Source organism: Nonomuraea sp. SBT364 (assembly GCF_001083785.1).
Classification (GTDB): Bacteria; Actinomycetota; Actinomycetes; order Streptosporangiales; family Streptosporangiaceae; genus Nonomuraea.
In genome coordinates this window covers 1-7,777 of record NZ_LAVL01000263.1, presented here as the reverse complement: position 1 = coordinate 7,777, position 7,777 = coordinate 1, and the positions used below count along the sequence as shown (strand labels likewise).

The window sequence follows — 7,777 nt, the reverse complement described above, 5'->3', positions numbered from 1 at the left end:
ACCCGCCACCGCCCCGGACGTGGCTGTGGCTGTGGCTGTGGCTGTGGCGCTCCCGCTCGCCGGTGCCGTCGCCGGGGCCGGGCGCGGGGGCGTGGCCGTGCACGCGGCCGTGCCCAGCGTCGCCGTCAGGGCCGCCACCCACGCGACCCCCCGGCCGCCCCGAGCCTTGCCCCTGGGGGCGAAGCTCGTCTGAGTACGGCTGCCGCCCGGGTGGGTGGTCAAGGGCGGGCCGCCGGGCGGGGCCGCCGGGCGGCTGCGGTGACGACGCTGTCGAGCAGGCCGGGGAAGAGGGCGTCGAGGTCGTCGCGCCGCAACGAGTTGATCTTCGCGGTGCCGCGGTAGACCTGGGTGATGACGCCCGCCTCGCGCAGGACGCGGTAGTGGTGGGTGCCGGTGGACTTGCTCACGCCCAGCTCGATCTCGGCGCACGCGGCCTCGCCGCCGCAACCGGCCAGGAAACGCACCACCTCCAGCCGCATGGGGTCGGCGAGCGCGTGCAGCACCGCCTCCAGCCGGATCTCCCCGGCGTCCGGATGCGCCAGAACCCTCGTGGACATCGGCCCTCCCTCGACCCGCCAATCGTACGACAACCCTCGTAGTACGATGACTGTCGTACCATTTCCCGGAGGTGTGCCCCCGTGCTGTTCGAGCCCATCACCCTGCGCTCCCTGACGATCCCCAACCGCGCCTGGATGTCGCCGATGTGCATGTACTCGGCCGCCACCGACGGCCCCGGCGCGGGCGTCCCGCACGACTGGCACTTCTCCCACCTGGCCGCCCGCGCCGCCGGCGGCGCCGGACTGATCTTCACCGAGGCCACGGCCGTCTCACCCGAAGGCCGCATCAGCCCCGCCGACCTCGGTCTGTGGAACGACCACCAGGAGCGCGCCTTCGCCCGCGTCAGCCACCTGCTCACCCTGCACGGCGCCGTCCCCGGCATCCAGCTCGCCCACGCCGGCCGCAAGGCCTCCACCGACCGGCCCTGGCACGGCGGCAAGCCCGTCGCCCCCGCCGCCGGCGGCTGGCAGCCGGTCGGCCCGAGCCCCGTCCCGTTCGACGACGGCTACCCGACGCCGCACGAGCTGACCGTCGAGGAGATCCAGCAGGTCGTCGCCGCCTTCGCCGGCGCCGCCGGGCGCGCCCTGCGGGCCGGCTTCCGGGTCGCAGAGGTGCACGGCGCGCACGGCTACCTCATCGGCGAATTCCTCTCCCCGCACAGCAACCACCGCACCGACGCCTACGGCGGCACCTTCGCCAACCGCGCCCGCCTGGCCCTCGAGGTCGCCGGCGCCGTACGCGCCGTCTGGCCCGAGGAGCTGCCGGTGTTCTTCCGCGTCTCGGCCACCGACTGGCTCACCGAGAACCCCGCCGACGAACGCGACGGCTGGACCGTGGACGACACCGTACGGCTGGCCAAGGAACTGCACGCCCGCGGCATCGACCTGCTCGACACCTCCAGCGGCGGCAACGCGCCCCGCGCCCGCGTCGTCGCCGCCCCCGGCTATCAGGTGCCGTTCGCGGCCCGGGTCCGCGCCGAGACCGGCATGCCCGTCGCCGCCGTCGGCAAGATCACCGACCCGGCGCAGGCCGAGGACATCCTCACCTCCGGCCGCGCCGACGCCGTCCTGCTCGGCCGCGAGCTGCTGCGCGACCCGTACTGGCCGCGCCGGGCCGCCCGCGAGCTCGGCGCGCGGCCGTCCTGGCCCGACCAGTACGGCTACGCCGTCTGACCCGGCCCGCTACCCCCGGCGCATCAGCCGCGCCGGCTGATGCGGTCAGTCCCTGCGGCCCGCGGTGATCGCCGGCTCCCCGCGCGCGGGCTCCAGCCGTTCGTGGAAGCCGCCGTCCGGCGACCGCGTGATGATCCCGGTCTCCACCCCGTGCCCGGCCACGTGCCGCTCCTCCTGCTGGAGGGCGAGGCAGATCCACCGGGTGACGGCGAAGGCGACGACGGGCCCCACGACCACCGCGACCCTGAAGAAGATCGTCACAGCCTCGAGGGTGAGGTGGAACTGGTGGGCGAGCTGGTCGTTGGCCGCGGCCGCCCACAGCAGGCCGTAGAACGTGATCCCCGCCGCCGCGACGCCCGTCTTCACCGGCGTGTCACGCGGCCGGTCGAGCAGATCCCGCGCGCGCCTCTCACGCGCCAGCCGGCCCGCGCTCTTGGGCCGGCCCAGCGCGTCCCGGCGGCCCCGGCGCGACAGCACGAACCGCTCGGCCACCGGGTAGGCGGCCAGCGCGGTGAAGAACACCCCGGGCACCACCAGCGTGGGGACGAGAACCGCGAGGCTGAGCGTGTAACCCCAGACGGTGAGCTCCCACGCGGGCATGATGCGCAGCGCGCCGTCGAGGAACCCCATGTACCAGTCGGGGACCGAACCCGCCGAGATCTGCGTCGGCCTCGCGGGACCGTACAGCCAGACGGGGGCGATCTGCACCCCGTACCCGAGGATGATCAGCATGCCGACCGTCGCCGCCGCCATCATCGGGCGCACGCCGCGCCGCGCCGGCAGCGAGGCGGCGAACCGCGAGTGGCCGCGCCGCCGCACCAGCAGCTCACGGGCGATCAGCAGCCCGGCCATCACGACCGAGACCGCCAGATGCCCCCCGTACATGACCGGGATGACCCTGTCGCCGGGAAAGCCCGGCCCGAACAGCAGCGACGCCGCCCACGTCCCCACCACGGGGATGGACTGCACCACCGACACGATCAGCCACAGGCTGCCGCCCGACAGGCCGTCGTCGGGCAGCGCGTTGCCGGTCTCGCCCGCGGCCATGCCGAGCGCCAGCAGCGTCACCCAGATCAGCCACTGACCGGTACGCGGACGGCGGAACGCCCCCGTCAGGAACATGCGCAGCAGCTGCGACGCGACGGCCGCCACGAACACGAGCGCCGCCCAGTGGTGCATCTGACGGATCAGCAGCCCGCCGCGCACCTCCAGGCTCAGCCGCATGGTCGAATCGAACGCCTCGCTGACGAAGAGCCCGCGCAGCGGCCCGTAGGAGCCGTCATAACGCACCTGGGACATGCCCGGGTCGTAGAACAGCATCAACATCGCCCCGGTCACCGTCAGCACGGCGAACGACCACACGGCGATCTGCGCGAACATGAACGACCAGTGCGAGAACTGGAACGAGCCTCGCCCGGTCACGAACGAACGCATCTTGGGCCCCCTAACCTTGCCTGCCCATAAGACGCCCCGGGGCCCTGGGGTGTGACAGCGAAACGGCGCCGCGTGAGCGACGTCACGTCCGGCCGGAACGCCTCACGCGGGCCGGCTCCGGTGCCCGCACGAGCTGCACGCCGTCGCGAGGTCTCCGTCGTGACGCGTGCACGCGCACGGGAACGAGCCGCAGTAGACGAGGTCGGCACCCGGCCACTCGTCCCTGTACCGGATCTTGGTGCCGCCCAGGCCCATGAACTGGAACGTACGCGCGTCCGCGCCGTCGTTGACGATCTGAACGCCCCAGCCGCTCCCCGGACGATCGAGCGAGACCCGCAGGAGATAGACGTCGATGTTCTTCCGCATCCAGGTCGCCGAGCCGGCGACGCGGTCCCCGGCTCCGACGACCGCCCGCTCCTCGGGGAACTCCCTGACCTCCACCGCGGGTCCCGCGTCGGCCTTGAGCCGCAGGAGCGGCGACCCGCCGCCGTCCTGGCGGCCCCGGCCGGCTTCCGGCGCACAGCGCCTTCGGTAAAGCTCGCGCATGGCCGATCGCCGTCCCGGCGGTTCGCGGAAGGTGTCGCGGTGCCGAAGATCTGCTCTAGTCTCGTCGGTGTGGGGAGGCCGGAGGGAAACCCGGGCGCGGGTTCCAAAGACGTCGGTACCAGTCTGGACGCGGTGCTCGAACGCATCACCTACGCCAACGAGGAGACCGGCTACACCATCGCCCGCGTCGCCACCGACCGCACCGGCGCCGACCTGCTCACCGTCGTCGGCCCGCTGCTCGGCGCCCAGGTCGGCGAATCGCTGCGGCTGACCGGCCGCTGGACCTCCCACCCCCGCTACGGCCGCCAGTTCGAGGTGTGGTCCTACACCACCGTGCTGCCCGCCACCGTGCAGGGCATCCGCCGCTACCTCGGCTCCGGCCTCATCAAGGGCATCGGCCCCAAGATGGCCGAGCGGATCACCGCCCACTTCGGCACGACCACCCTCGACGTCATCGAGAACGAGCCCGGCCGCCTCGTCGAAGTGCCCGGCCTCGGCCCCAAACGCACCAAGCTGATCGCCGCCGCCTGGGAGGAACAGAAAATCATCAAAGAGGTGATGATCTTCCTTCAGGGCGTCGGCGTCTCCACCTCCATCGCCGTGCGCATCTTCAAGCAGTACGGCGAGCGGTCCATCGACGTCGTCCGCACCCACCCGTACCAGCTCGCCGACGACGTGTGGGGGATCGGCTTCAAGACCGCCGACACCATCGCCCAGGCCGTCGGCATCCCGCACGACAGCCCCGAACGCGTCAAGGCCGGCCTGCGCTACACCCTGTCGCAAGCCGCCGACGACGGCCACTGCTACCTGCCCGCCCCCAACCTCACCGCCGACGCCGTCAAGATCCTCGACGTGCCCGCGCCGCTCGTCACCACCTGCCTCGACGACCTCGTCACCGGCGAAGGCGCCGTCCGCGAACCCGTGCCCGCCGGCGACAACGTGGTGCCCGCCGTCTACCTGCCGCCCTTCCACCGCGCCGAGCTCTCCCTGGCCGGCAGCCTGCTCACCCTGCTGCGCAACAGCCACGACCGGCTCAAAGCCTTCGCCGACGTCGACTGGGGCGCCGCCGAAGCCTGGCTGCGCGAGCGCACCGGCGCCGACCTGGCCCCCGAGCAGCGCCAGGCCGTCCGTCTCGCCCTCACCCACAAGGTGGCCGTCCTCACCGGCGGCCCCGGCTGCGGCAAGAGCTTCACCGTCCGCTCCATCGTCACCCTCGCCCGCGCCAAGCACGCCAAGGTCATCCTCGCCGCCCCCACCGGCCGCGCCGCCAAGCGCCTGGCCGAGCTCACCGGCCACCAGGCCACCACCGTCCACCGGCTGCTGCAGCTGCGCCCCGGCGGCGAGGCCACCTTCGACCGCGACAACCCCCTCGACGCCGACCTCGTCGTCGTCGACGAAGCCTCCATGCTCGACCTGCTCCTGGCCAACAAACTCGTCAAAGCCGTCGCCCCCGGCGCCCACCTGCTGTTCGTCGGCGACGTCGACCAGCTGCCCTCCGTCGGCGCCGGCGAGGTGCTCAAAGACCTGCTGGCCGCCGCCGACATCCCGCGCGTCCGCCTCACCCAGATCTTCCGCCAGGCCCAGGAGTCGGGCGTCGTCGTCAACGCCCACCGCGTCAACACCGGCCACCACCCGCAGCTCGCCGGCATGAACGACTTCTTCCTGTTCCCCTGCGAGGAAGGCGAGGAGATCGCCGCCCTCACCGTCGACGTCGTCGCCCGCCGCATCCCGCGCCGCTTCCGCCTCGACCCGCGCCGCGACGTCCAGGTCCTGGCCCCCATGCACCGAGGCGCCGCCGGCGCGGCCGCGCTCAACACCGCCCTGCAGGAAGCCCTCACCCCCGCCCGCGAAGGCATGCCCGAACGCCGCTACGGCGGCCGCGTCTTCCGCGTCGGCGACAAGGTCACCCAGCTGCGCAACAACTACGACAAGGGCGCCGCCGGCGTCTTCAACGGCACCGTCGGCATCGTCACCGACATCCGCCCCGACGACAGCGCCCTGACCGTCCTGACCGACGAGGACGAGCACGTCGACTACGCCTTCGACGAACTCGACGAGCTCGCCCACGCCTACGCCGTCTCCATCCACCGCTCCCAGGGCAGCGAATACCCCGCCGTCGTCATCCCGCTGGCCACCAGCGCCTGGATGATGCTGCAGCGCAACCTGCTCTACACCGCCATCACCCGCGCCAAGAAACTCGTCGTCATCGTCGGCTCCCGCCGGGCCCTGGCCCAGGCCGTACGGACGAAGGGGGCAGGGCGCCGCCACACCAGCCTCACCCACCGTCTCGGTTTCGGCCGGTCTTGACCCGTCTTGACCAGCGACTACACCCCGAGAAGTGATCTAAATGTGACCGAACTCTCCCAAACTCATCCGCGTCTTACATGCAGGAGCATTAAGGTTTTTTAGTGCGCAGATGAGCAAGTGGGGGAGAGGTACGGAGTGAACGTCGCAACCGGCTGGAGAAAGACCGCCGCAGGAGTGGCCATGGCCACCACGGCAGCCTTGACGGCCTCATGCTCCGGCGGCGGAGCCGGAGGCGGCCCCGCCGCATCGGAGGCCACCACCTCCGCCACCCCCCAGGCACCCACCATCCAGATCAGCCCCGCCGACGGCGGCGCCAAGATCGACCCTGCCAAGAAGGTCGTCGTCACCGCCGCCGGCGGCCCGCTCGACGACGTCACCGTCGAGGCGAAGGGCGAGCAGGTCGAGGGCAAGTTCAACAGCGACAAGACCCGCTGGATCTCCACCGCCCCCCTCAAGCCCGCCGCCACGTACAACGTCTCCGCCACCGCGGGCGTCACCACTGCCACGGGCACCTTCACCACCCTCAAGCCCGAGCGCGTCCTGCAGATCGCCGACGTCACCCCCAACGTCAAGGGCGAGACCGTCGGCGTCGGCATGCCCATCAAGGTCACCTTCAACCAGGCCGTCACCAACAAGGCCACCGTCGAGCGCGCCCTGCGCGTCGAATCCGAAGAACCGCACCAGGGCGCCTGGCGCTGGATCGACGACCGCGTCGCCATCTACCGCCCCGCCAAGTACTGGACCGCGCACCAGAAGGTCACCTTCTCCGCCGACCTCGAAGGCGTCAAAGCCGGCAAGGGCCTGTACGGCATGAAGGACTACGACTACAACATGAAGATCGGCGCGAAGGTGATCAGCAAGATCAACGCCGCCAAACACATGATGTACGTCTACAAAGACGGCAAACGCGTCAAAACCATGCGCATCAGCGCCGGCATGGCCACCACCCGCGAATACACCACCACCTCCGGCGTCCACCTCACCATGGAACGCGCCCACCCCGTCCGCATGATCTCCCCAGGACGCAAAAAAGGCGACCCCGGCTACTACGACGTCATGATCGACCACGCCGTCCGCATCTCCAACAGCGGCGAATACGTCCACGCCAAGAACAACACCTGGGCCCAAGGCGTCCGCAACGTCAGCCACGGCTGCATCAACGCCCGCCCCGACCAGGCCAAGTGGTACTACGACAACTTCCAGCGCGGCGACATCGTCGACATCACCGGCACCGACCGCGAACTCGAATGGAACAACGGCTGGGGCTACTGGCAGATGTCCTTCAAACAGTGGGCCAAGGGCAGCGCCCTCAAGAACGACTCCTGAACCGCCGCCTCCCCCTCACCGGGGGAGCGGCCCTCACACCAGCGCCATCTGCCCGAACCTCGGCTCACGCCGCTCCGGCACCCCAGCACCACACGCCAGCCCATACGCCCGGCACAACTGCCCGATCTGCCCCACGATCCGCTCCTCATACCCGGCGGAAGGCAGCCCCGCCCGGTCGTACAACTCCTCGTAACGCCCCACCAGCCCCGGATGCGCCCGCCCCAGCCACGCGAAATACCACGCCCGCGTGCCCGGCGGCAGCCGCAACACCACCGGCTCCACCGCCACCGCACCCGCCGCCGCGATCCGCCGCACCGTCGCCCCCAGCTGATCCGCCGCATCACTCAGCAACGGCAACACCGGCGCCGTCAACCCCCGGCACGCCACCCCCGCCTCCGCCAGCGCCGACACCAACTCCAGCCGCGCCTGCGCCC

At 71.5% G+C, this 7,777-nt stretch carries 6 protein-coding genes and 1 pseudogene; 3 read left to right on the top strand and 4 right to left on the bottom strand.

The genetic code is table 11. The features are described 5' to 3' along the window. Positions 1-218: 218 nt before the first annotated feature. Entirely contained in the window at positions 219-557 is a 339-nt protein-coding gene (locus ADY59_RS45585; RefSeq protein ID WP_049577063.1) for an ArsR/SmtB family transcription factor, read from the bottom strand. 81 nt (positions 558-638) lie between these two features. On the opposite strand from ADY59_RS45585, the gene ADY59_RS45580 reads away from it, so the two are divergent. Further along, the gene (locus ADY59_RS45580; protein ID WP_082310894.1) at positions 639-1,730 is read left to right on the top strand and encodes an NADH:flavin oxidoreductase/NADH oxidase; all 1,092 of its coding nucleotides are present in this window, start codon (positions 639-641) and stop codon (positions 1,728-1,730) included. Positions 1,731-1,775: 45 nt separating this feature from the next. On the opposite strand, the gene ADY59_RS45575 is transcribed toward ADY59_RS45580, so the two are convergent. After that, positions 1,776-3,164: a cytochrome b gene (locus tag ADY59_RS45575; protein ID WP_049577061.1), complete on the bottom strand. Its 1,389-nt coding sequence runs from the start codon at positions 3,162-3,164 to the stop codon at positions 1,776-1,778. A gap of 102 nt (positions 3,165-3,266) precedes the next feature. Continuing rightward, entirely contained in the window at positions 3,267-3,710 is a 444-nt protein-coding gene (locus tag ADY59_RS45570; RefSeq protein ID WP_049577057.1) for a hypothetical protein, read from the bottom strand. 123 nt (positions 3,711-3,833) lie between these two features. Here ADY59_RS45570 and recD2 point away from each other — a divergent pair, with 123 nt between their 5' ends. Both recD2 and ADY59_RS45560 read left to right on the top strand, forming a co-directional pair. Next, positions 3,834-6,017: an SF1B family DNA helicase RecD2 gene (recD2, locus tag ADY59_RS45565; RefSeq protein ID WP_197094170.1), complete on the top strand. Its 2,184-nt coding sequence runs from the start codon at positions 3,834-3,836 to the stop codon at positions 6,015-6,017. Between the two features lie 180 nt (positions 6,018-6,197). Beyond that, positions 6,198-7,343, top strand: coding sequence for a L,D-transpeptidase (locus ADY59_RS45560; protein ID WP_063780987.1), 1,146 nt, complete (start codon positions 6,198-6,200; stop codon positions 7,341-7,343). A gap of 33 nt (positions 7,344-7,376) precedes the next feature. Here ADY59_RS45560 and ADY59_RS52090 read toward each other — a convergent pair. After that, positions 7,377-7,777, bottom strand: a pseudogene (locus ADY59_RS52090) (radical SAM protein); the annotation flags it as partial.

Excerpts from the sequence above, each read along its gene's own strand:
- ADY59_RS45585 (WP_049577063.1), bottom strand. The coding sequence starts at position 557 with ATGTCCACGAGGGTTCTGGCGCATCCGGACGCCGGGGAGATCCGGCTG.
- ADY59_RS45575 (WP_049577061.1), bottom strand. The coding sequence starts at position 3,164 with ATGCGTTCGTTCGTGACCGGGCGAGGCTCGTTCCAGTTCTCGCACTGG.
- ADY59_RS45570 (WP_049577057.1), bottom strand. The coding sequence starts at position 3,710 with ATGCGCGAGCTTTACCGAAGGCGCTGTGCGCCGGAAGCCGGCCGGGGC.
- ADY59_RS45560 (WP_063780987.1), top strand. The coding sequence starts at position 6,198 with ATGGCCACCACGGCAGCCTTGACGGCCTCATGCTCCGGCGGCGGAGCC.